28 protein-coding genes are annotated in these 22,512 nt (G+C 34.5%); 4 read left to right on the top strand and 24 right to left on the bottom strand.

The window, feature by feature from the left end:
- Nucleotides 1–7: 7 nt before the first annotated feature.
- The 24 genes from rplO to rpsL form a co-directional block, all read right to left on the bottom strand.
- On the bottom strand, nt 8–457 hold the full coding sequence (gene rplO, locus ACKTTR_RS04295) for a 50S ribosomal protein L15 (protein WP_047789821.1): 450 nt from the start codon (nt 455–457) through the stop codon (nt 8–10).
- A gap of 12 nt (nt 458–469) precedes the next feature.
- Nucleotides 470–652 (bottom strand): 50S ribosomal protein L30, encoded by a 183-nt coding sequence (rpmD, locus tag ACKTTR_RS04290; RefSeq protein ID WP_047789822.1) that lies wholly within the window; start codon nt 650–652, stop codon nt 470–472.
- Between the two features lie 11 nt (nt 653–663).
- A complete protein-coding gene (gene rpsE / locus ACKTTR_RS04285; RefSeq protein WP_125064354.1) occupies nt 664–1,188 on the bottom strand; it encodes a 30S ribosomal protein S5 in 525 nt (174 codons plus the stop codon).
- An 8-nt stretch (nt 1,189–1,196) separates the two neighbouring features.
- On the bottom strand, nt 1,197–1,547 hold the full coding sequence (rplR, locus tag ACKTTR_RS04280) for a 50S ribosomal protein L18 (RefSeq protein WP_047789824.1): 351 nt from the start codon (nt 1,545–1,547) through the stop codon (nt 1,197–1,199).
- A gap of 18 nt (nt 1,548–1,565) precedes the next feature.
- On the bottom strand, nt 1,566–2,111 hold the full coding sequence (gene rplF, locus ACKTTR_RS04275; RefSeq protein WP_274639398.1) for a 50S ribosomal protein L6: 546 nt from the start codon (nt 2,109–2,111) through the stop codon (nt 1,566–1,568).
- A 16-nt stretch (nt 2,112–2,127) separates the two neighbouring features.
- On the bottom strand, nt 2,128–2,526 hold the full coding sequence (rpsH, locus tag ACKTTR_RS04270; RefSeq protein WP_099215307.1) for a 30S ribosomal protein S8: 399 nt from the start codon (nt 2,524–2,526) through the stop codon (nt 2,128–2,130).
- A 371-nt stretch (nt 2,527–2,897) separates the two neighbouring features.
- On the bottom strand, nt 2,898–3,167 hold the full coding sequence (gene rpsN / locus ACKTTR_RS04265) for a 30S ribosomal protein S14 (RefSeq protein WP_028890738.1): 270 nt from the start codon (nt 3,165–3,167) through the stop codon (nt 2,898–2,900).
- Between the two features lie 4 nt (nt 3,168–3,171).
- Complete coding sequence (gene rplE, locus ACKTTR_RS04260) at nt 3,172–3,723, bottom strand: 50S ribosomal protein L5 (protein ID WP_125068407.1); 552 nt, start codon at nt 3,721–3,723, stop codon at nt 3,172–3,174.
- A 2-nt stretch (nt 3,724–3,725) separates the two neighbouring features.
- Nucleotides 3,726–4,034, bottom strand: a complete 309-nt coding sequence (rplX, locus tag ACKTTR_RS04255) for a 50S ribosomal protein L24 (protein ID WP_408026669.1) — start codon at nt 4,032–4,034, stop codon at nt 3,726–3,728.
- Between the two features lie 14 nt (nt 4,035–4,048).
- Nucleotides 4,049–4,417 (bottom strand): 50S ribosomal protein L14, encoded by a 369-nt coding sequence (gene rplN / locus ACKTTR_RS04250; RefSeq protein ID WP_099215305.1) that lies wholly within the window; start codon nt 4,415–4,417, stop codon nt 4,049–4,051.
- Nucleotide 4,418: 1 nt separating this feature from the next.
- Entirely contained in the window at nt 4,419–4,676 is a 258-nt protein-coding gene (gene rpsQ / locus ACKTTR_RS04245) for a 30S ribosomal protein S17 (RefSeq protein WP_099215304.1), read from the bottom strand.
- A gap of 18 nt (nt 4,677–4,694) precedes the next feature.
- Entirely contained in the window at nt 4,695–4,886 is a 192-nt protein-coding gene (gene rpmC, locus ACKTTR_RS04240; RefSeq protein ID WP_028890733.1) for a 50S ribosomal protein L29, read from the bottom strand.
- 12 nt (nt 4,887–4,898) lie between these two features.
- Complete coding sequence (rplP, locus tag ACKTTR_RS04235; protein ID WP_047789830.1) at nt 4,899–5,330, bottom strand: 50S ribosomal protein L16; 432 nt, start codon at nt 5,328–5,330, stop codon at nt 4,899–4,901.
- 19 nt (nt 5,331–5,349) lie between these two features.
- On the bottom strand, nt 5,350–6,066 hold the full coding sequence (rpsC, locus tag ACKTTR_RS04230) for a 30S ribosomal protein S3 (protein WP_125068412.1): 717 nt from the start codon (nt 6,064–6,066) through the stop codon (nt 5,350–5,352).
- An 11-nt stretch (nt 6,067–6,077) separates the two neighbouring features.
- Nucleotides 6,078–6,482: a 50S ribosomal protein L22 gene (gene rplV / locus ACKTTR_RS04225; RefSeq protein ID WP_028890730.1), complete on the bottom strand. Its 405-nt coding sequence runs from the start codon at nt 6,480–6,482 to the stop codon at nt 6,078–6,080.
- Between the two features lie 9 nt (nt 6,483–6,491).
- Nucleotides 6,492–6,770: a 30S ribosomal protein S19 gene (gene rpsS / locus ACKTTR_RS04220; protein WP_028890729.1), complete on the bottom strand. Its 279-nt coding sequence runs from the start codon at nt 6,768–6,770 to the stop codon at nt 6,492–6,494.
- Between the two features lie 6 nt (nt 6,771–6,776).
- Nucleotides 6,777–7,601, bottom strand: a complete 825-nt coding sequence (gene rplB, locus ACKTTR_RS04215; RefSeq protein ID WP_408026668.1) for a 50S ribosomal protein L2 — start codon at nt 7,599–7,601, stop codon at nt 6,777–6,779.
- An 11-nt stretch (nt 7,602–7,612) separates the two neighbouring features.
- A complete protein-coding gene (rplW, locus tag ACKTTR_RS04210; protein WP_125343660.1) occupies nt 7,613–7,903 on the bottom strand; it encodes a 50S ribosomal protein L23 in 291 nt (96 codons plus the stop codon).
- Nucleotides 7,904–7,911: 8 nt separating this feature from the next.
- On the bottom strand, nt 7,912–8,541 hold the full coding sequence (rplD, locus tag ACKTTR_RS04205) for a 50S ribosomal protein L4 (RefSeq protein WP_408026667.1): 630 nt from the start codon (nt 8,539–8,541) through the stop codon (nt 7,912–7,914).
- On the bottom strand, nt 8,541–9,158 hold the full coding sequence (gene rplC, locus ACKTTR_RS04200; protein ID WP_303506792.1) for a 50S ribosomal protein L3: 618 nt from the start codon (nt 9,156–9,158) through the stop codon (nt 8,541–8,543). Before rplC ends, rplD begins: the two co-directional genes overlap by 1 nt.
- 291 nt (nt 9,159–9,449) lie before the next feature.
- Nucleotides 9,450–9,755 carry a 30S ribosomal protein S10 gene (rpsJ, locus tag ACKTTR_RS04195; protein WP_024740605.1) on the bottom strand — a complete coding sequence of 102 codons (306 nt, stop codon included), beginning with the start codon at nt 9,753–9,755 and terminating at the stop codon, nt 9,450–9,452.
- Nucleotides 9,756–9,760: 5 nt separating this feature from the next.
- The gene (gene fusA, locus ACKTTR_RS04190) at nt 9,761–11,878 is read right to left on the bottom strand and encodes an elongation factor G (protein WP_408026666.1); all 2,118 of its coding nucleotides are present in this window, start codon (nt 11,876–11,878) and stop codon (nt 9,761–9,763) included.
- Nucleotides 11,879–11,883: 5 nt separating this feature from the next.
- Nucleotides 11,884–12,360, bottom strand: coding sequence for a 30S ribosomal protein S7 (gene rpsG, locus ACKTTR_RS04185; protein WP_100925426.1), 477 nt, complete (start codon nt 12,358–12,360; stop codon nt 11,884–11,886).
- Between the two features lie 32 nt (nt 12,361–12,392).
- Complete coding sequence (rpsL, locus tag ACKTTR_RS04180) at nt 12,393–12,773, bottom strand: 30S ribosomal protein S12 (RefSeq protein ID WP_028890722.1); 381 nt, start codon at nt 12,771–12,773, stop codon at nt 12,393–12,395.
- 365 nt (nt 12,774–13,138) lie between these two features.
- Between rpsL and ACKTTR_RS04175 the strand changes: the two genes are divergently transcribed.
- The 4 genes from ACKTTR_RS04175 (at nt 13,139) to ACKTTR_RS04160 (ending at nt 22,506) form a co-directional block, all read left to right on the top strand.
- Complete coding sequence (locus ACKTTR_RS04175; protein ID WP_408026665.1) at nt 13,139–16,399, top strand: SusC/RagA family TonB-linked outer membrane protein; 3,261 nt, start codon at nt 13,139–13,141, stop codon at nt 16,397–16,399.
- Nucleotides 16,400–16,410: 11 nt separating this feature from the next.
- Nucleotides 16,411–18,069 carry a SusD/RagB family nutrient-binding outer membrane lipoprotein gene (locus ACKTTR_RS04170; RefSeq protein ID WP_408026664.1) on the top strand — a complete coding sequence of 553 codons (1,659 nt, stop codon included), beginning with the start codon at nt 16,411–16,413 and terminating at the stop codon, nt 18,067–18,069.
- A 236-nt stretch (nt 18,070–18,305) separates the two neighbouring features.
- Nucleotides 18,306–19,001 (top strand): hypothetical protein, encoded by a 696-nt coding sequence (locus ACKTTR_RS04165; protein WP_408026663.1) that lies wholly within the window; start codon nt 18,306–18,308, stop codon nt 18,999–19,001.
- Nucleotides 19,002–19,215: 214 nt separating this feature from the next.
- Entirely contained in the window at nt 19,216–22,506 is a 3,291-nt protein-coding gene (locus ACKTTR_RS04160; RefSeq protein WP_408026662.1) for a SusC/RagA family TonB-linked outer membrane protein, read from the top strand.
- Nucleotides 22,507–22,512: the final 6 nt, after the last annotated feature.

Raw genomic sequence — 22,512 nt, 5'->3', positions numbered from 1 at the left:
ACAATTCTTATAATGTTACTGCTTCACCTCCTGCTGCTTCAATAGCCGCTTTAGCTGATGCTGTAAATTTATGTACAGTTATATTTAATTTAGCTTTTAACTCTCCACCACCTAATATTTTAACTAAGTCGTTTTTACGAGCTAATCTGTTTTCTACTAAAACGTCTAAATTAACTGTATCTGTTATCTTTCCGTTATCTACTAATGATTGTAACTTGTCTAAATTTACACCAACATATTCTTTACGATTAATGTTAGTGAAACCAAATTTAGGCACACGTCTTTGAAGTGGCATTTGTCCTCCTTCAAATCCTATTTTACGAGAATAACCAGAACGAGATTTAGCTCCTTTATGTCCTCTTGTAGAGGTACCTCCGTGACCAGAACCTTCTCCACGAGCGATTCTTTTACCGCTTTTTGTAGATCCTGCTGCTGGTTTTAAGTTGTGTAAACTCATCTTTATATTGTCTTATTTAATTTCTTCTACAGAAACTAAGTGTGAAACTTTACTTACCATACCCAAAATTGTAGCTGATGCTTCATGTTCTACAGTTTGGTTCATTTTACGTAAACCTAACGCCTCTAACGTTCTTTTTTGATTTTTAAGGCGACCGATTTGACTTTTTACTTGTGTAACTCTAATTTTACTCATCGTCTTAAATTTTAACCGTTAAAAACTTTCTCTAAAGATATACCTCTTTGCTTTGCAATAGTAGCAGCGCTACGTAATTGTAATAAAGCGTCAAAAGTTGCTTTTACAACGTTATGAGGGTTTGATGATCCTTGAGACTTTGATAATACGTCTTTAATACCTACAGCTTCTAATACTAAACGTACAGCACCCCCGGCAATAACTCCGGTACCGTGTGAAGCAGGCTTGATGAATACTTTTGCTCCACCAAATTTACCTTTTTGTTCGTGTGGTAATGTTCCGTCTAAAATAGGAATACGTACTAAATTTTTCTTTGCATCTTCTACTGCTTTTGCAATTGCAGAAGAAACATCTTTAGACTTCCCTAATCCGTGACCTACAACTCCGTTACCATCTCCAACTACTACGATTGCAGAGAAACCAAATGCTCTACCTCCTTTAGTTACTTTGGTAACACGTTGTACACCTACTAATTTATCTACAAGCTCTAATCCGCTTGGTTTTACTCTTTCTACGTTTTTATATCCTAACATAATATAATTTCTTAAAATTTTAAACCAGCTTCTCTTGCAGCGTCTGCTAATACTTTAACTCTTCCGTGGTATAAATATCCGTTACGGTCAAAAGCAACAGTATCAACACCAGCCTTTACAGCTTTTTCAGCAATAGCTTTACCTACAGCTGTAGCCGCTTCTGCTTTAGAACTAGATGTAATTTCTTTATCTCTTGATGATGCAGATGCTAATGTAACTCCTGCAACGTCATCAATTAACTGAGCATAGATTTCTTTGTTACTTCTAAAAACTGATAACCTTGGTTTTTCAGCTGTACCTGTAACAATCTTTCTAATTCTATGCTTAATTCGTTGTCTTCTTTCAAGCTTTGATAATGCCATAATAATTTCTCTTATTTATTATGCAGATTTACCTGCTTTTCTTCTTAATACTTCTCCTACAAACTTAATTCCTTTTCCTTTGTAAGGCTCTGGCTTACGGAATGAACGAATTTTTGCTGCAACTTGACCAACTAATTGCTTGTCATGTGAAGTTAATTTTACGATTGGGTTCTTACCTTTTTCAGATACTGTTTCAACCTTAACTTCTGGAGCTAAATCTATTACAATATTGTGAGAGAAACCTAAGGCTAAATCTAATTTTTGTCCTTGGTTAGATGCTCTATAACCAACACCTACTAACTCTAACTCTTTAGTAAAACCTTTGCTAACACCCTCAACCATATTATTGATTAAAGCACGGTATAAACCATGTGCAGCTCTATGATCTTTACTTTCTGATGGTCTTTCTAAAGTGATAGTACCATCTTCAACTTTTACAGTAATTCCAGACTTAATTTCTTGAGTTAACTCTCCTAATTTTCCTTTTACTGTAACCACATTTCCGTCTACTTTAACTTCAACACCTTGTGGCAATGCGATTGGATTCTTTCCTATTCTACTCATCTTACAAAATGTTTTTTTAGTAAACGTAACATAATACTTCTCCACCAACGTTCTCTTGTCTTGCTTTTTTGTTTGTCATTACACCTTTTGATGTAGAAACAATTGCAATACCTAATCCGTTTAATACTCTTGGCATTTCTTTAGCGCCAACGTATCTACGTAAACCTGGTGTTGAAATTCTTTGAATCTTTCTGATTACTGATTCTTTCGTATCACGATCGTATTTTAAAGCTATCTTAATTGTTCCTTGAACTTTATCTTCATTGAACTGATAACTTAAAATGTAACCTTGATCGAACAAAATCTTCGTCATTTCCTTCTTCAACTTTGAAGCAGGAACTTCAACTACTCTGTGATTTGCTGCAATAGCATTTCTCACTCGAGTAAGAAAATCCGCGATTGGATCTGTATACATAGTTAATTAATTTTCGGTTTTGGTTTTTAGCATCTTTATCTTATCAACGTAAATACTAAACCTGAAACCAGTTAATACTTATTTAATTGTTTTTTGAGTAAAATCTCGTAGGCATTATACCATTTGATTAGTATTTACTTACAAGGCATAATTTACCCTATAAAAACAGAGTGCAAATATACATAAACTTTTTGAAAATCAAACCTTTTTGGTGATTATCATTTTTAGTATCAAAATATTACGTTTTAGTAGGTATATTTTAAGCTAAAATAAAGTTTGCTTATTTGTTAATTACAACTTTTCATTAAGCACAAAAAGGCGTACAACCTTGTTATGTTGTACACCTTTGTTTTTGTATTTAAAGAGCTATTTTACCAGCTTGCTTTCTTTACTCCTGGAATTAATCCTTGGTTAGCCATTTCACGGAAAGTAACACGTGAAATTCCGAACTGACGCATATATCCTTTTGGACGTCCAGTTAGTTTACAACGATTGTGCATTCTAATTGGTGATGCGTTTTTTGGTAACTTTTGTAATGCTTCGTAGTCTCCAGCTTCTTTTAAAGCTTTTCTCTTTTCAGCATACTTAGCAACCATTTTAGCTCTTTTGCGCTCACGCGCTTTCATTGATTCTTTAGCCATCTTATTAATTCTTTTTAAATGGTAATCCTAATTCTCCTAATAATGATTTAGCTTCCTTATCAGTGTTTGCAGATGTTACAAAAGTAATATCCATACCACTAATTTTTTTCACTTGATCAATATTAATCTCTGGGTAGATGATTTGTTCAGTAATTCCTAAATTGTAGTTACCTCTACCATCAAAACCATTTGCTTTGATACCGTTAAAGTCTCTTACACGTGGTAAAGAAGCTGTAACTAATCTATCTAAAAACTCGTACATTTTATCTCCTCTTAACGTAACTTTTGCTCCAATTGGCATTCCTTTACGTAATTTGAAGTTTGCAACGTCTTTCTTAGAAATTGTAGGTACTGCTTTTTGACCTGTAATAGTAGTTAACTCATCAATAGCGTATTCTATTAATTTCTTATCTGCTATAGCTGCACCAACACCTTTACTTACAACGATTTTTTGTAATTTAGGTACCTGCATTACATTGCTATAACCAAATTCATCAGTAAGAGCTTTGATAACTCTGCTCTTGTACTCTTCTCTTAATCTTGGTACGTAACTCATTGTTATATTGCTTTATCTGATTTTTTTGATACTCTTACTTTCTTATCTCCTTCAACTTTATATCCAATTCTTACAGCTTCACCATTTTCGGTTAAAGCTACGTTTGATATGTGTAATGGAGCTTCTTTCTTTACAATTCCTCCTTGTGGATTAGCAGCACTTGGTTTAGTGTGTTTAGACACCATATTAACACCTTCTACTACTACTCTATCCTTATCTTTAAGAATTTGTAAAACCTTTCCTTCAGATCCTTTGTGATCTCCTGCTATAACTTTAACAGTATCTCCTGATTTAATTTTAAATTTTTTCATTTTAAAATCTGATTTTATAACACCTCAGGTGCTAATGATACTATTTTCATAAATTGTTTCTCACGTAATTCACGAGCCACAGGTCCGAATACACGAGTTCCTCTCATTTCCTCTGTAGGATTTAAAAGTACACAAGCATTATCATCAAATCTGATATATGATCCGTCTTTACGTCTAACTTCTTTCTTAGTACGAACAACAACTGCACGAGATACTTGACCTTTCTTTACAGTTCCGTTTGGAGTTGCAGATTTAACTGAAACTACAATTTTATCTCCAACGCTAGCGTAACGCTTTTTTGTTCCTCCTAAAACTCTAATCACTAAAACTTCTTTTGCTCCAGTGTTATCTGCGACTTTTAATCTTGATTCTGTCTGTAACATATTATTTAGCTCTTTCTAGGATTTCTACTAATCTCCAACGCTTAGATTTACTCATAGGACGTGTTTCCATGATCCTTACAGTATCACCTTCGTTGCAATCGTTATTCTCGTCATGTGCAACGTACTTCTTAGTCTTTAATACGAACTTTCCGTACATTGGGTGCTTTACTCTTTTTACCTCGTTTACAACGATAGATTTCTCCATCTTGTTACTAGATACTACACCGATTCTCTCTTTTCTAAGATTTCTTTTTTCCATCTTTAAAACTGACTAGAATTATTGTAATTCTCTTTTAGTTAACTCTGTAGCAATTCTTGCTACAGTTTTTCTTAAGCTACGTAACTCTAATGGGTTTTCCAATGGAGTTATGGCGTGAGCCATCTTAAGATCAGTATAATTTTTCTTCAACGCCCCTAGCTTTTCTTGTAAGTCAGCTGTTGATAATTCTTTAATTTCTGATTGTTTCATGATCTAATAGAATTAAGCGTTATAATCAAAATCTCTTGCTATTACAAACTTCGTTTTTACAGGAAGTTTTTGCGCTGCTAAACGTAAAGCTTCTTTTGCTACTTCCATTGGTACTCCACCAATTTCGAACAAAATTCTACCTGGTTTTACAACTGCTACAAAGTGATCTGGTGCACCTTTACCTTTACCCATACGTACCTCTAACGGTTTCTTTGTTATTGGTTTGTCTGGGAAAATTTTAATCCAAAGTTGCCCCTCTCTTTTCATATAACGAGTTGCCGCAATACGAGCTGCCTCAATTTGACGAGAGGTAAGTAAGTTCTGGTCTAATGATTTGATACCAAACATTCCGTTAGAAAGTTGAGTACCTCTACCAGAGTTACCTTTCATATTTCCTTTCGCCTTCTGTACCTTACGGTATTTTACTCTTTTTGGCTGTAACATTGTTAATTTCTTTTAAAAATTATTTTCTTCTGCGAGGTTGACGTTTACCACCACCTTTGTTTCCACTACCTTTTTGCTTAGATAGTCCAACTAATGGAGATAATTCACGCTTTCCATAAACCTCACCTTTCATAATCCATACTTTCACACCGATTCTTCCGTATGTAGTATGTGATTCAACAAGTGCATAATCGATGTCTGCTCTAAAGGTAGAAAGAGGAATTCTTCCTTCTTTGTAATGCTCAGAACGTGCCATTTCAGCCCCATTTAAACGACCTGATAATTGCACTTTAATTCCTTCAGCATTCATTCTCATTGCAGCAGCAATTGCCATTTTAGTAGCTCGCTTGTAAGAAATTCTGTTTTCAATTTGACGTGCGATACTAGCTGCAACTAATTTTGCATCTAATTCTGGACGCTTAATCTCGAAAATATTAATTTGAACTTCTTTACCAGTAATTTTCTTAAGCTCTTCTTTTAACTTGTCTACCTCTTGACCTCCTTTACCAATAATGATACCTGGACGTGCAGTAGTGATAGTAACGGTTACAAGTTTTAAAGTACGCTCAATAATAACTCTTGATACACTTGCTTTAGATAATCTAGCATATAAATACTTTCTTATCTTATCATCTTCAGCAATCTTATCTCCGTAGTCATTTCCACCATACCAGTTAGATTCCCATCCTCTGATAATTCCTAAACGATTTCCTATTGGATTTGTCTTTTGTCCCATTTCTACTTTGATTAATTACTGTTATTTTTAGTTCCTAACTCTAAAGTTACGTGATTAGAACGCTTACGAATTCTGTGTGCACGACCTTGTGGAGCTGGTCTTAACCTTTTTAACATACCTGCGCTATCAACACAAATTGATTTTACGTATAATCCAGCATCTTCGATACTTGCATCTTCATTTTTAGCTTGCCAGTTGGCAATTGCTGATAATAATAACTTTTCTAAGTTACGTGATGCTTCTTTTGGACTGAACTTTAAGATTTGTAAAGCTTTTTCAACTTCTACTCCTCTTACTAAATCTGCTACCAAGCGCATTTTTCTTGGTGATGTAGGACAATTAGTTAATTTAGCGAAAGCTCTAGACTTTCTAGCTTCTTTTAACTGTGTTGCCATGTTATGTTTACGACTTCCCATAATTTCCTACTATTTTTTACCTTTATTTTTTGCACCAGCATGTCCTCTAAATGAGCGTGTTGGTGAAAATTCGCCTAATTTATGACCTACCATGTTTTCAGTAACGTAAACTGGTACAAACTGACGTCCGTTGTGAACTGCAATTGTTTGCCCAACGAAATCAGGAGTAATCATACTTGCTCTAGACCAAGTTTTGATAACTGACTTACTACCTGCTTCTACGTTAGCTAACACTTTTTTCTCTAACTTATAGTGAACGTAAGGTCCTTTTTTTAATGATCTTGCCATGGTTTATTATTTCTTTCTACGTTCTACGATATACTTATTACTAGCTTTGGTCTTTGATCTAGTCTTAAATCCTTTAGCAGGAATACCGTTTCTAGATCTTGGATGCCCTCCAGAAGAACGTCCTTCACCACCTCCCATTGGGTGATCAACTGGGTTCATTCTAACAGCATTTGTTCTTGGTCTTCTTCCTAACCATCTACTTCTACCTGCTTTACCTGAAACTAATAACTGGTGGTCTGAGTTAGACACTACTCCAATTGTAGCCATACAAGTTAATAAGATAAATCTTGTTTCTCCAGAAGGTAATTTAACTGTTGCATATTTACCTTCTTTTGCAACTAACTGAGCAAAAGCTCCAGCAGAACGAGCCATAACAGCTCCTTGACCTGGGTGTAATTCAATACAAGAAATTGTAGTACCTAAAGGAATTTCACTTAAGTACATAGCATTTCCTACTTCTGGAGATGCTTCTTTTCCTGAAATGATTGTTTGACCTACTTTTAATCCGTTTTGTGCGATTACATAACGCTTCTCACCATCAGCATAACTAACTAATGCAATAAATGCAGTACGGTTTGGATCGTACTCAATAGTTTTTACTGTTGCAGGAATACCTTGCTTATCTCTTTTAAAATCGATAATACGGTATTTTTGTTTATGACCTCCACCGATGTTACGCGTAGTCATTCTACCCTGGTTGTTTCGACCTCCAGATCGTTTTTTCGGAGCTAATAAAGATTTCTCCGGCTTATCAGTAGTAATGGTGTCGAACCCATTTACAACTCTAAAACGCTGACCTGGTGTTATTGGTTTTAATTTTCTAACTGACATTCTGTCTTTTCTTAAAGATTGTTATAAAAATCAATAGTTTCTCCTTCAGCTAACTGAACGATTGCTTTCTTGTATCCACCTGTTAATCCAGTTACTAAACCTTTTTTAGTGTATTTAGTTTTTCTTTGTACTGGATAATTCATTGTTTTTACAGATTCAATCGCTACACCATAAGCAGCTTCAACAGCTCCTTTGATTTCTAACTTGTTAGCTTTCTTATTTACAACAAATGTATAACGGTTGTTTAACTCGCTATCATTTGTAGCTTTTTCTGTAATAATAGGTTTAATTAAAATACTCATCTTGTTCCCTATTTACTTAAATTAGACTCAATTCCTTCTAGAGAGCTTTCAGAAATAACCACTTTGTTAGCATTTAAAACGCTATATGTGTTAATACCTGAAGCATCTACTACTTTAGAACCTTTTAAGTTACGAGATGATAAGTAAACATTTTTACTTTCTTCACCTAATACGAATAAAGACTTTTTAGAGTCTAATTCTAAAGCTTTTAATACATTGATAAACTCTTTAGTTTTTGGAGCTTCAAAGTTGAAGTCTTCAACAACTACTAAATTGTTTTCTTTTGCTTGAATACTTAAAGCTGACTTACGTGCTAAACGCTTTAAGTTTTTATTTAACTTAAAAGAATAGTTTCTTGGTCTTGGACCAAACATACGTCCACCACCTCTAAAAACACCAGACTTGATACTACCCGCACGAGCTGTACCAGTTCCTTTTTGTTTTTTTATCTTTCTTGTACTACCAGCAATCTCAGCTCTTTCTTTCGATTTATGAGTACCTTGTCTTTGATTAGCCAAATACTGCTTTACATCTAAATAAATCGCGTGATCATTTGGCTCAATTCCGAATACCTCGCTAGAAAGTTCAACTTTTCTACCAGTATCTTTTCCTGTAATATCTAATACTGCTACTTTCATTATTTCTCGATAGTTACATAAGAGTTTTTGTGACCAGGAATAGCTCCTTTTACAACGATAAGATTCTTATCTGCAACCACTTTTAAAACTCTTAAATTTTGAACTTTTACTTTGTCTCCACCCATACGACCTGCCATACGCATTCCTTTGAATACTCTTGCAGGGTAAGATGCTGCACCAATTGAACCTGGAGCTCTTAAACGGTTATGTTGACCGTGAGTTGCTTGTCCAACTCCGGCAAAACCATGACGTTTAACAACACCTTGAAAACCTTTACCTTTAGAAACTCCTGATACATCAACGAATTCCCCTTCAGCAAAGTGTTCAACAGTAATTGAGTCACCTAATTTGTACTCACCTTCGAATCCTTGAAATTCAATGACTTTTCTTTTAGCAGATGTACCAGCTTTTTTAAAGTGACCATCCAAAGCTTTATTAGAGCTTTTTGCTTTTTTGTCATCGAAACCAAGTTGTAACGCGTTATAGCCGTCAACCTCTTCGGTTCTGACTTGGGTAACAACGCAAGGACCTGCTTCGATTACAGTACAAGGAATATTCTTCCCGTTCTCATCGAATAAGCTGGTCATTCCTACTTTTCTTCCTATTAACCCAGACATATTTGTTAATTTTCAGACGATTAGATATTTTTTATCCAGCGCGTCTATTAATAAAATAAATATTTGAAACAAATGTTTCTTGTTTTTCCTTTGAATTTCTCAAAAAAAAAGAGCGAAAACACCTTCACTCTCTGAATTTGTTTTTTACCGTTTTTCCTTCGCGAAACCCTCAGGACATGTCGTTTCTGAAAACTTTTCAGAAATTTTCACACTCCGAAACCAAAATTTCGGTGTGCAAAAGTAAAAAAAACTTTCGGCTTAACAAAATTAAACCGAAAGTTATTGACTTACTTATACTTTGATCTCAACTTCAACTCCACTTGGTAACTCAAGTTTCATTAACGCATCAATAGTTTTTGAAGAAGAACTATAAATGTCTAATAATCTCTTGTAAGCAGATAATTGAAATTGCTCTCTTGATTTTTTGTTTACGTGTGGTGAACGTAATACGGTAAAAATCTTTTTATTTGTTGGTAAAGGAATTGGTCCGTTTACTACAGCACCAGTACTCTTTACTGTCTTTACGATTTTTTCAGCAGACTTGTCTACTAAATTATAATCGTAAGATTTTAACTTTATTCTAATTTTTTGACTCATCTTAATTAACCTTTAGCGTTTGCGATTACTTCTTCTGAAATGTTACTTGGAGTTTCTGCATAGTGAGAGAATTCCATAGTTGAAGTTGCTCTACCTGAAGATAATGTTCTTAAAGAAGTAACATATCCAAACATTTCTGATAAAGGAACGATAGCTTTTACTACTTTAGATCCAGCACGGTCGCTCATATCGTTTACTTGTCCTCTTCTTCTGTTTAAGTCTCCAACGATGTCTCCCATGTTCTCCTCTGGAGTTAACACTTCTAATTTCATCATTGGTTCCATAATTACAGCTCTTGCAGCTTTTGCAGCAGCTTTATAACCTAACTTAGCAGCTAATTCGAATGATAATTGATCAGAATCTACAGGGTGGAAAGATCCATCCTTTAAAGTAATCTTCATCGAATCCATTTCGTAACCAGCTAAAGGACCATTCTTCATTGCTTCTTTGAATCCTTTCTCTACAGAAGGTACAAATTCCTTAGGAACGTTACCACCCTTAATAATAGATTCAAATTGTAATCCTGTTACACCTTCATCAGCAGGCTCCATAGTAAATACAATATCAGCAAACTTACCACGTCCACCAGATTGTTTTTTATAAACCTCTCTGTGTTCTGCTGTAGCTGTTAAAGCTTCTTTATACTCTACTTGTGGTTGTCCTTGATTTACTTCAACCTTAAACTCACGTTTTAAACGGTCTACAATAATATCTAAGTGTAACTCACCCATTCCTGAAATTACAGTTTGCCCTGAAGCTTCATCTGTTTTTACAGTAAATGTTGGATCCTCTTCTGCTAATTTAGCTAAAGACATACCTAATTTATCAACATCAGCCTTTGTCTTTGGCTCAACAGCAATACCAATTACTGGATCTGGGAAATCCATTGATTCTAATACAATTGGATTCTTCTCATCAGATAAAGTATCTCCTGTTTTAATATCTTTAAATCCTACTCCAGCTCCAATATCTCCTGCTTCGATATAATCGATTGCATTTTGCTTATTAGAGTGCATTTGATAGATACGAGAAATACGTTCTTTTTTTCCTGAACGGTTATTTAATATATAAGAACCTGCATCTAAGCGACCTGAATAAGCACGGAAGAATGCTAAACGACCTACGAAAGGATCGGTAGCGATTTTAAATGCTAATGCAGAGAAAGGCGCTTTTGCATCTGGCTTACGAATTTCTTCTTCACCTGTATCAGGGTTAGTACCTATAATATTATCTCTATCTACAGGAGAAGGTAAATAACGACATACAGCATCTAATAAGAACTGTACTCCTTTATTTTTAAATGATGAACCACATACCATTGGAATGATAGACATATCCATTACAGCAGCTCTAAGTGCAGCATGCACTTCTTCTTCTGTAATTGAATCTTCATCTTCCATATATTTTTCTAATAAGTTTTCGTCATAAGCAGCAACCTCTTCGATTAACTTACCACGTAACTCACGAGCTTCTTCTTTTAATTCTTCTGGAATATCTACAACATCAAAAGTTGACCCATAGTTATCATCATGCCATACAATAGCACGGTTCTTTACTAAATCAACAATACCTTTAAAATCTGCTTCATCACCAATATTTAATACGATTGGCACTGCATTAGATTTTAACATGTCTTTTACCTGTTGACATACTGCTAAAAAGTTAGCTCCTTGACGGTCCATTTTGTTAACGAAACCTATACGAGGTACTTTATAGTTATCAGCTAAACGCCAGTTAGTTTCAGACTGTGGCTCAACTCCATCAACTGCAGAGAATAAGAACACTAATCCATCTAATACACGTAATGAACGGTTTACCTCTACAGTAAAATCAACGTGACCTGGAGTATCAATTATATTAAAATGATAATCTTTTGTTTCAGGTAATGGCTTAGCATTCTCTAATGGAAACTGCCAAGTACAAGTAGTTGCTGCTGAAGTAATTGTAATACCTCTTTCAGCCTCTTGCTCCATCCAGTCCATTGTAGAAGCACCATCATGCACCTCACCAATTTTATGAGAAACTCCTGTATAGAAAAGAATACGTTCAGTTGTTGTTGTTTTTCCTGCATCAATATGCGCAGCAATACCTATGTTTCTTGTAAATTTTAAATCTCTACTCATTTCTATTAAAATCTAAAGTGTGAGAATGCCTTGTTAGCCTCAGCCATTTTGTGAGTATCTACTCTTTTCTTAACAGCAGCACCTTCTTCCTTAGCAGCAGCTAATACTTCTGCAGCTAAACGCTGTGCCATTGTTTTTTCATTACGCTTACGCGCATACGAGATCATCCATTTAATCGCCATAGAAACCTTACGGTCTGGACGAATTTGCATTGGAATCTGAAAAGTTGCACCACCAACACGGCGAGAACGAACTTCTACGTGAGGCATCACGTTAGATAAACCATCTTTCCAAATCTCTAAAGCCGACTTTTCTTCGTCAGTTTTCTTTTCATTTACGATATCCATTGCATCGTAAAACACTTTGAACGCTACAGATTTCTTACCGTCCCACATTAAGTTATTCACAAAACGTGTAACTAATTGATCGTTGAATCTAGGATCCGGTAACAAAACTCTTTTTTTAGCTCTTCTTTTCCTCATGTCTTTACATTAAAAAAGTTACTAATTAATTTTTACTTTTTGTCTTTTGGGCGTTTTGCACCATACTTAGATCTACGTTGGGTTCTACCCTCAACTCCTGCAGTATCTAATGCTCCACGTACCACGTGATATTTAACACCTGGTAAATCTTTTACCCTTCCACCTCTAACTAATACTATCGAGTGCTCTTGCAAGTTGTGTCCCTCACCTGGAATATACGCGTTGATTTCGTTACCATTCGTTAAACGAACCCTTGCCACCTTACGCATTGCTGAGTTAGGTTTTTTAGGTGTAGTGGTATACACACGCGTACAAACTCCACGTCTTTGTGGACATGCTTGTAAAGCAGCCGATTTACTCTTCTTAGTTATTTTGGCTCTTCCTTTACGAACTAATTGTTGAATAGTTGGCATACTAAATTATTACTTGTTTTTAATTTGTACTTAAATTACTCTAATTTTAAGAGTGTGCAAATGTACGATAATTTTCTATTTATTCAAATATCAAGGAGTTATTTTTAAACACACAATTAAAAACACGAAACTTTACCCCAACACCACTCCTCGTTACCAAACACAATTAAAAACACACAAACCACCTTACTTTATGTTAAAAAAATAAACATTCCTCAAAACAAAAACTAAATCAATAAACCATAACCTAAAAACAAACATTTAAACTTAAAATATTTCAATATTTTTAGAACATTTTAACAAATACCTTGTTTTTTTAAGTTTTATTTATGACTTTTGACTCAATTAATTCAAATAATTACATAATGAAAACAAAGTTTAATGGAATTTTAACGCTACTACTAGCGTTAATTGTGCAAATATCCTTTGCACAAGAAAAAACAATTTCAGGTACAGTTTCTGACGGAACAGGTCCTTTACCTGGAGTTAACGTATTAATAAAAGGTACGACAACTGGTGTAGAAACAGATTTTGACGGAAAGTTTTCCATCAAAGCAAAAACTGGTGACATACTTGTTTTTAGTTTTGTAGGAATGAAAACTGTTGAAAAAACAGTTGGAACCTCTAACTCTTTCAACATTTCTATGACCAGTGATAATGTTCTAGATGAAGTTGTAGTAACCTCTTTAGGTATAAAAAGAGAAAAAAAATCACTTGGTTACGCATCACAAGAAGTAGGTGGCAAAGAAGTATCTACTGTTAAGCTTAACAACGTTGTTAACTCTTTAAGTGGTAAAGTAAGCGGTGTTCAAATTAAAGCAAACAATAACTTTGGTGGATCTGCTAATTTCTTAATTCGTGGTGTAAGCTCATTCACTGGTAACAACCAACCTTTATTTGTTATTGATGGTATTCCAATGTCTAACAGAATTAACAACTCTGCAAGACAAGCTGGAGGTAGTAAAGGTTACGACTATGGTAACGCAGCTTCAGATATTAACCCTGACGACGTTGAATCTATCAACATTTTAAAAGGTGCAGCTGCATCTGCAATTTATGGTTCACGTGGTGCTAACGGTGTAGTAATCATTACAACTAAAAAAGGAAAACAAGGAAAATCTAAAATTTCTATTAGCTCAAGTACAACAATAGGAACTATAGATAAAAACACCTTTATAGAGTACCAAGATGAATATGGTGCTGGTTACGGACCATACTACGGTAGTACTGGATACTTCGAAGATATTGATGCTAACGGTGACGGTGTAGCTGATTTAGTTGTACCAACATATGATGATGCTTCATACGGTGCCCCTCTGGACGGTAGCCTAGTATATCAATGGGACGCTTTTGTACCTGAGCACAGAAACTACCAAAAAGCCACTCCTTATCTTGCGGGTAAAGCTACTCCAGCAGACTTTTTTGAAACTGCTTTCCAATACAACAACTCCGTATCTTTTACAGGAGGAAATGAAAGAAGTACTTATAGGTTAGGTTACACTAATTATGACGCTACAGGTATGTTACCTAATTCTAAGATTAACAAAAACACTTTCAACATTAATGGTACATTAAAAGTTTCTGATAAACTAAATGTTGGTTCTAATGCTACCTTCATTGCCCAAAGAACAAAAGGTAGAAACTCTACAGGTTATAGCGACAACTTAATGTCTCAATTTAGACAATGGTGGCAAGTTAATGTTGACATAGATGAACAAAGAGACATCTTTAATCAAACTGGTAAAAATTACTCTTGGAACAGTGAAGCTGGTTTACCTACTAGCGGTGTTTCTGGTGGGTCTGCATTACAACCACACTACTGGGACAACCCATATTGGACACGTTATAAAAACTTCCAAACAGACAGAAGAAACCGTTTCGTAGGAAATGTTAACGCTACCTACTCTATAACTGATTGGTTAGATGCAACAGTAAAAGCATCTGTAGATACTTATTCTGAATTAAGAGAAGAAAGAAGAGCTAATGGCTCGGTAGCAACTCCATTTGGTATTTTAGGAGATGATGAAGCTTCTGGATATGACAGAATCGACATACGTTTTTCTGAATACAACTACGACTTCATGCTTAACTTTAATAAAGATTTAACTGAAGACCTTACATTAACGGGTGTACTAGGTATGAACATAAGAAGAGATAGCTACGACTACTTACACCAATCAACTGCTGGTGGTTTAACTATTCCTGGATTATATTCTTTAAGTAACTCTGCTAATCCAAATCCAAAACCTGTTGAAACTTTATCTAAAAAAGCCGTAAACGGTTATTATGTACAAGCTAACTTAGGCTACAAAGACATGCTTTTCTTAGACTTTACAGATCGTTATGATGTATCTTCTGCTTTACCTGCTAAAAACAATGGATACAACTATTTCGCAGTAAGTTCTAGTTTCATCTTTTCTGAATTTTTAAAAGATGCTACCTGGCTTAGTTTTGGTAAGATTAGAGGAGGTTATGCAGAAGTTGGTAACGATTTACCTGCTAATAATATTTTTGACACATACACAGTTTTAAATAACTTTGGTAGCTCAGCTTTATTCTCTTTCCCAGGAACAAAACAAAACGCTGACTTAGTTCCTGAAAGAACTAATGAAATAGAGTTTGGTTTAGAAACAAGACTTTTCAACAGTAGATTAGGATTTGATTTCACATGGTATAGAAAAAGAACTGAAGATCAGTTAATGCCTGTATCTACAACAACAGCAACAGGTTTCTCTCAAAGATGGGTTAACGCTGGTACTATGCAAAACAAAGGATTTGAGCTTGGACTAAAAGCAACTCCTGTTTCTACTGACAATTTTAAATGGGATATCGGTGTAAACTGGGCTAAAAATGAAAACTCTGTTATTGAGTTGTACGGAGATCAAACAAACCTAGTATTAAACTCATTCCAAGGAGGTATTTCTATTAATGCTACTATAGGACAACCATATGGAACAATTAGAGGTACAGGATTTAAATACCACGACAACGGTCAGAAGATTGTAGATTCTAATGGGTATTACAAAGCTGTAGCAGACCAAGTTATTGGTAACATCAACCCAGATTGGACTGGAGGTATCACGAACACGTTTACCTACAAAGATTTGTCTTTAAACTTCTTGATTGATATTCAAAAAGGTGGTGATGTTTACTCTCTAGACACTCACTATGGACAAGGTACTGGTTTACCTTACTACACTGCAGGTTTAAACGAGTTAGGGAACCCTAAAAGAGATCCTGTTTCAGCTGGAGGTGGTATTCTAAACGAGGGCGTTTATGAAGACGGCACACCAAACACAACTAGAGCAAGAGCAGATTTTTATGGAGGAGCATACTACTGGGGTAATGCCGACAGAAACCCTGCTGCTTTAACTATTTATGATGCTTCTTATGTAAAGTTACGTGAATTAGCTCTTACCTATAAACTACCTGTAGATAATTTATTTAATGGAGCTATAAGCAATGCGAACCTATCTTTAATCGGTAGAAACTTATGGATTATTCATAAAAACGTTCCTTTTGCTGATCCAGAATCAGGTTTAGGTGCAGGTAATGCTCAAGGTTATTTATCTGGTTCTTTCCCTACTTTAAGAACAATAGGTTTAAACTTAAACTTTGAATTTTAAAATAAAATAGAATGAAAAAATATATAATATCAGCTATCAGTTTATTCCTTGTTTTTACTTCATGTGAGGTAGATGAAGGCTTAAATATAGATACAAAAAACCCTACAACAGTTCCTGCTAGCGGTTTATTTACCAATGGTACTAGAAACATGTTTGACTTAATGAACTCAACGAGTGTAAATAATAATGTTTTTAGACTTTACGCTCAATACTTTGCTCAAACAACATACCCGGATGAAAGTCAATACAACCAAGTAACAAGGGATATTGGAGGAAGCATTTGGAATACTATGTACAGAGATGTTTTACAAGATTTAAAAGGTGCTAAAGAACTAGCTGCAAAAGAAGCTGAAGGCGATCCAGTAGCTTCACAACATTTACCAGCAAAACTTGCTCAAATTGATTTTATTCAAGTGTACGCATACTCTGTATTGGTTGATACATTTGGTAACGTGCCTTATACCGAAGCTTTAGACACAAACAACCCAACACCTGTATACGATGATGCCGCTACTATTTATACCGACTTATTAACTAGACTTGACAATGTAATAAGCAACATAAATACTGGTAATGGATTTGAAGCTACACAAGACCCTATTTACCAAGGAGACATGTCTAAATGGCTAAAAGCAGCTGTATCTTTAAAGTTAAGATTAGCAATGCGTTTAGCTGATAGCAATCCTACATTATCACAGCAAAAGGCTGAAGAAGCTGCTTCTGCAAGCCTTATCTTAACGAATGCTGATAACTTTGGTATTAAGTACTTATCTGCTGCCCCTAACACAAATCCTTTATGGACTGATTTAGTACAAAGTGGACGTACAGATTATATCGCTGCCAATACACTTGTTGATGCTATGAACCCAATAAAAGATCCTAGAAGGTATGGTTATTATGCTGAAGACATGACTTACGTCCTTGGTACTGTAGCCTCTGTAATTCCTCCTGTAAGCCCAAGCACAACAACACAAATTATCTTTGATTCTAACCTTGCAAACACGCCTGTTGACATGGATAGCAAAGTTTATATGGAAGATACTTTTATAGGAGTAGTTTCTAGTTCAACCTCAAATTCTATTTCTATTGATAACATATCATCAACTCCATCTGTAGGAGATGTATTACATTTCAGTAAATTTCTTGGAGGCACTTATGGTAGTGCCAATTCTCCAACAGGAGGGTCAGCTATATCTGACTTGATGAAAACCCCTGATTTACCTGGTAACATCTTAACAGCGGCCGAAGTAAACTTCTTATTAGCCGAAGCTGCAGCTAGAAACTACACCGTTTCTAACACTATTGAAGATTACTATAACGAAGGAATCACACAGTCAATTTTAGAATGGCAAGGTTCAGCAACTGACGCTACAACTTATTTAGCACAACCAAGCGTAGCGTACTCTACCGCCGCAGGAGACTGGAAACAAAAAATTGCAACTCAAAAATGGATTGCAATGTATAACAACGGTTTTGAAGGATGGACTACTTGGAGAATATTTGATGCTCCAACTTTAAATGCTCCTACAGGAATGAGCCTTAGCGACATCCCTACAAGATTTACCTACCCTGTAGTTCAAGCACAGCTTAACAATGAAAATAATGCTGCTGCTGGAGCTGCTATTGGTGGAAATTTCAAAACAACAAAGTTATTTTGGGATTTAAACTAAAAAAAATAACTCATTAAAAATTAAGCTGTTAGTTTGCGAACTAACAGCTTTTTTTTTATCTTTAGTTCCTTGAAAATTTTAAATTAACTAAATAATAATAATAATAATAATATCTTTTATTAAAGTCTAAAATAAATCTCAAACCATTAAAAAAACCAATATATAAAGCTTATAATATATTTAACTCAAATAACACTTATAAAACAACAAAAAACTTAATTATTAAATAATCAAATATGAAAAAGGTAATCACTATTTTAGTTCTAACATTAATTCAATTCTCTTCATTTTCTCAAACAAAAAACTGGAACACTTCAGCTGGAACCAACCCGAGAAACCTAAACTTTAAAAATGGTGTTTTTAACAACAACATGGAATACTTCGCTATGGCTAAAGTCTCTGATAAAAACAGCACCGATTATTATAAAAATGCAACTGGTCAATACTACCTTAGTAAGGATTGGAAAAAGTGTAGAGTGATTACAAAAGAAAACAAAGACTATATTTTCAACACATGTAATTATAACATATTTGATAAAAGATTCGAGTATATCATCGACAACACAACATTTTTCTTAAAAAAAGAACAAATATCTTCTGTCTTTATTAATCAAATGAAATTTGAACCTTCGATATTTAACCATGAAAATAATTACTATCGATTAATCTATAAATTCAACGAAACTTTCAAACTTATAGAACTATATAAACTAAAGAAAAAAAGTATTCCTTCTTCATCAAGCTTAGGACTGTATGTTAATAAAGTTGAAAAAAAGTCTAAAAAGTTTATACTGAAAGATGGTGAACTTATTGAATTACCAAAATCTAAAAAGAAAATACTAAGATTACTTAATAAAAAACATGATAAAAAGAAACATAAAGACCTAAAAATAAGCAAAGAAGAAGACCTTATTAATCTTATAAAATCTTAATTCACAAAACCTTAAAACAATATATATTTATTATTGGTCATTCTTTAGTTTTTCTAACTTTAAATATTTTATAAACATTTTTTAGTAACACTTCCTTTGTTAATGCAGGTAACACCTATGTCTGGCCTAAAAATAAACTTCTTTTGTGTTAAAAAATTGTTTATTTAAGATATATTTATGATTTTAGCGCTTAATTAATTCAAATAATTACATAATGAGAACAAAGTTTAATGGAATTTTAACGCTTCTTTTGGCGTTAATTGTGCAAATATCCTTTGCACAAGAGAGAACGATTTCAGGTACTGTTTCAGATGAATCTGGTCCATTACCGGGGGTTACGATTTTAAAAAAAGGTACTACACAAGGTACTGAAACAGATTTTGATGGAAATTATTCTATTCAAGCAAAGACAGGAGATATTCTTGTTTTTAGTTTTGTCGGTATGAAAACTACAGAAAGAACTGTTGGAGCTTCAAATCAAATTAATATTGTATTAGAAACTGACAACCTATTAGAAGAAGTTGTAGTTGTAGGTTATGGTACGACTACAAAGAGAGCTTATGCTGGTACTGCTGCTGTCGTTGACACAGAAAACCTTGAAGCTAAATCATTTTCAAATGTATCTCAAGCCTTAGCGGGTGAGGTTGCTGGTGTAACTGTAATTAACACATCTGGTCAACCAGGTACAGTTGGTACTGTTCGTATTCGTGGTTATGGTTCACCTTTAGGAAATAGAGCTCCATTATATGTAATTGATGGTATAGCTTTAGGTAGTACATTTAACTTAAACTCTATCAATCCTTCTGATATTAAAAGTACTACTGTTTTAAAAGATGCAACAGCAACTGCTATCTATGGATCTAGAGGGGCTAATGGTGTAATCTTAATCACTACTAAGTCAGGAACTTCTTCAGCTGAATCATCTTACATTGAAGCTGATGTAAAAACAGGGGTTAACTTTCAATCTATTCCTAGATATAATGTTATGCAAAGCCCTGAAAAATACATAGGTTTAGTTTGGGAAGGGCTATACAACAGAGGTGTTAGTACAGGGCAAGCGGATCCTATATCTTATGCCAATGGATTATTATTATCGGATAATGGTATAGGTTCTGGTTACAATATGTGGGATGCTTCTACTGCATCTGATTTAATAGACCCTAATACAAGGTCGGTAAGAGAAGGTGTAAACAGATTATTTACTCCTAAAAGGTATGCTGATGAAGCTTTTGGTACTGGAATTAGAACTGAAGCTAATTTAAGATTAGGTGGAGGATCAGAAAAATCTAAATATTTCTTCTCTATGGGGTATTTAGACGACTCTGGATATTCAATTAATTCTGATTATAACAGAATTACGACAAGATTAAACTTAACTTCTGACATTAAAGATTGGTTAGAGGTAGGTGCTAATATGGGCTATGCTTATTCTGAGAGCAATAACAATGGACAAACTGCTGGATCAGAAAACTTGTTTGAATTTGCGGATAAAATGGCTCCTATATATCCTATCTACGCAAGATACCCAAATACGGGAAATCTAATTCCTGATCCTATATATGGTGGTTATCAATATGATTATGGTAGCCCTACTGGTGCTACAAATGGTTTTGACAGAACAAGACCTAATGCCAATCTTTTAAACCCTATTGGATCAGCTATACTTGATATTAACAGAGCTGAAACTCATTCTTTGAACGGTAATGTTAATGCTAAATTCAAGTTATCTGATGAAATTACTTTTGAAACTAGATATGGAGGCCAATACTCATTCGAAAGATTTGCATCTGCAGGTAGTCATGCCTATGGTACAGCCGCACAAAATGGAGGTACTCTATTTTTAAGAGACCGTATTAGATGGTCTCAAACATTTACACAATTACTACGTTATAATAAATCTTTCGGAGACCATAATTTCGATGCTTTAATTGCACACGAAACTTTCGAATACAGATTTGAAGAGTCTGGTCAGACTAAACAAGATGTTATAGTTCCTGGTTTATTAAATTTAGATAATTATTTAAGCCCACAAACACCTGCTTATGGTAATAAAAATGGTTCTGCAATAGAATCTTACTTCGGTCAGGTTAATTATAACTACTTAAATAAGTACTATTTAACAGGTTCTTTGAGAACTGATGGATCTTCTCGTTTCATCAAAGATAAATGGGGAGTTTTTGGTTCTATAGGAGCTTCTTGGGTGGTTAGTGAAGAAGACTTTATGTCTAACAGTATATTCTCTTACTTAAAAGCTAAAGTTTCATGGGGTGTTACTGGTGATCAGGACGGAGCATCAACAACTGATGCATTTAGTGTTTTTGGTTCTGATGTTGCAGGGGGAAAGCTAGCCTTATTTGAAGACAGACCTGGACGTGATTCATTAACTTGGGAAACCTCTAGAATGTTACAAGGGGGAATTGAAGCTTCTTTAGGTAATTATTTAGATGCTAATTTTGACTATTATAGAAAAAATACAGATAACCTTTTCTTTAACCAAAGAGTTGGCCCTTCTGCTGGTTTCTCTTCTATCGTAGTAAACGATGGTGAAGTTTTAAACCAAGGTTTTGAATTTGACTTAACTGGTCATATTATTAATAAGCAAGATTTCAAATTAGATTTATCTGCTAACGGTGAAGTTTTAAATAATGAATTTATAACTTTACCTATAGACCCTACAACAGGTAAGCAAAAAATCATTGATGAGAACTCTAGTTTAGATGGTGCTTATGCTTATGCTCCTGGGAGATCTATGTTTGATTTCTACATGAGAGAGTGGGCTGGGGTAGATCCTGTTGATGGAGCTCCTATGTGGTACCAATACTATGATGATAAAAATGACAATGGAGTTTTAGATGCTGGTGAAGGAGATTTTTCAACTCTTGAAAACGGTGATGCTTCTTCTACAAGTTCATTATACGAATATGAGAAGTTATCTTCTAATACCAATATCAAAAGACAGGTTACTAAAAATTATTCTAATGCAACTCAGAAGTATTTAAACAAGTCTTTTATACCAGACTTAAGAGGTTCTTTTAGATTATCAGGTAAAGTTAAAAGTTTTGACTTCTCTACTCAGTTTACTTATAGCTTAGGTGGATATGCTTATGATGGTCAATATGCAGAGTTAATGAGTGATCGTTTTGGGGCAGCTGGAAATAATTTCCATAGAGATATCCTTAATAGATGGCAACAACCTGGAGACATTACTAATGTTCCTGCTTTAACAGATAACTTTATTACAAACAGTACGTCTCAGTCTTCTAGGTTTATTACTAGTACAGATTATATAGCTTTAAACAATGCTAGAGTAGGCTACACAGTACCTAGTAAGTTTATGGGTGAGTCTGGTATTGACAATATCAATATTTGGTTATCTGGAGACAATTTATACTTAGATAGTGCAAGAAAAGGTTTCAATCCAAGTGTAAGAGAAAATGGTAGCTCTGCTAGAAGGATTTATGCACCAGCAACTACTATTACATTAGGAGTTAGAGTTAAATTTTAAAAATTT

Source organism: Tenacibaculum litoreum, from assembly GCF_964513915.1.
Lineage (GTDB): Bacteria > Bacteroidota > Bacteroidia > Flavobacteriales > Flavobacteriaceae > Polaribacter > Polaribacter litoreum.
Note: the sequence above shows the minus strand (reverse complement) of the source record. Positions and strands in the feature narration are given on the sequence as shown.

Coding starts and splice junctions, on each gene's coding strand:
- rplO (WP_047789821.1), bottom strand. CDS start 457: ATGAGTTTACACAACTTAAAACCAGCAGCAGGATCTACAAAAAGCGGT.
- rpmD (WP_047789822.1), bottom strand. CDS start 652: ATGAGTAAAATTAGAGTTACACAAGTAAAAAGTCAAATCGGTCGCCTT.
- rplR (WP_047789824.1), bottom strand. CDS start 1,547: ATGGCATTATCAAAGCTTGAAAGAAGACAACGAATTAAGCATAGAATT.
- rplF (WP_274639398.1), bottom strand. CDS start 2,111: ATGAGTAGAATAGGAAAGAATCCAATCGCATTGCCACAAGGTGTTGAA.
- rpsH (WP_099215307.1), bottom strand. CDS start 2,526: ATGTATACAGATCCAATCGCGGATTTTCTTACTCGAGTGAGAAATGCT.
- rpsN (WP_028890738.1), bottom strand. CDS start 3,167: ATGGCTAAAGAATCAATGAAAGCGCGTGAGCGCAAAAGAGCTAAAATG.
- rplE (WP_125068407.1), bottom strand. CDS start 3,723: ATGAGTTACGTACCAAGATTAAGAGAAGAGTACAAGAGCAGAGTTATC.
- rplX (WP_408026669.1), bottom strand. CDS start 4,034: ATGAAAAAATTTAAAATTAAATCAGGAGATACTGTTAAAGTTATAGCA.
- rplN (WP_099215305.1), bottom strand. CDS start 4,417: ATGTTACAGACAGAATCAAGATTAAAAGTCGCAGATAACACTGGAGCA.
- rpsQ (WP_099215304.1), bottom strand. CDS start 4,676: ATGGAAAAAAGAAATCTTAGAAAAGAGAGAATCGGTGTAGTATCTAGT.
- rpmC (WP_028890733.1), bottom strand. CDS start 4,886: ATGAAACAATCAGAAATTAAAGAATTATCAACAGCTGACTTACAAGAA.
- rplP (WP_047789830.1), bottom strand. CDS start 5,330: ATGTTACAGCCAAAAAGAGTAAAATACCGTAAGGTACAGAAGGCGAAA.
- rpsC (WP_125068412.1), bottom strand. CDS start 6,066: ATGGGACAAAAGACAAATCCAATAGGAAATCGTTTAGGAATTATCAGA.
- rplV (WP_028890730.1), bottom strand. CDS start 6,482: ATGGGAAGTCGTAAACATAACATGGCAACACAGTTAAAAGAAGCTAGA.
- rpsS (WP_028890729.1), bottom strand. CDS start 6,770: ATGGCAAGATCATTAAAAAAAGGACCTTACGTTCACTATAAGTTAGAG.
- rplB (WP_408026668.1), bottom strand. CDS start 7,601: ATGTCAGTTAGAAAATTAAAACCAATAACACCAGGTCAGCGTTTTAGA.
- rplW (WP_125343660.1), bottom strand. CDS start 7,903: ATGAGTATTTTAATTAAACCTATTATTACAGAAAAAGCTACAAATGAT.
- rplD (WP_408026667.1), bottom strand. CDS start 8,541: ATGAAAGTAGCAGTATTAGATATTACAGGAAAAGATACTGGTAGAAAA.
- rplC (WP_303506792.1), bottom strand. CDS start 9,158: ATGTCTGGGTTAATAGGAAGAAAAGTAGGAATGACCAGCTTATTCGAT.
- rpsJ (WP_024740605.1), bottom strand. CDS start 9,755: ATGAGTCAAAAAATTAGAATAAAGTTAAAATCTTACGATTATAATTTA.
- fusA (WP_408026666.1), bottom strand. CDS start 11,878: ATGAGTAGAGATTTAAAATTTACAAGAAACATAGGTATTGCTGCGCAT.
- rpsG (WP_100925426.1), bottom strand. CDS start 12,360: ATGAGGAAAAGAAGAGCTAAAAAAAGAGTTTTGTTACCGGATCCTAGA.
- rpsL (WP_028890722.1), bottom strand. CDS start 12,773: ATGCCAACTATTCAACAATTAGTTCGTAAAGGAAGAGCCAAAATAACT.
- ACKTTR_RS04175 (WP_408026665.1), top strand. CDS start 13,139: ATGAAAACAAAGTTTAATGGAATTTTAACGCTACTACTAGCGTTAATT.
- ACKTTR_RS04170 (WP_408026664.1), top strand. CDS start 16,411: ATGAAAAAATATATAATATCAGCTATCAGTTTATTCCTTGTTTTTACT.
- ACKTTR_RS04165 (WP_408026663.1), top strand. CDS start 18,306: ATGAAAAAGGTAATCACTATTTTAGTTCTAACATTAATTCAATTCTCT.
- ACKTTR_RS04160 (WP_408026662.1), top strand. CDS start 19,216: ATGAGAACAAAGTTTAATGGAATTTTAACGCTTCTTTTGGCGTTAATT.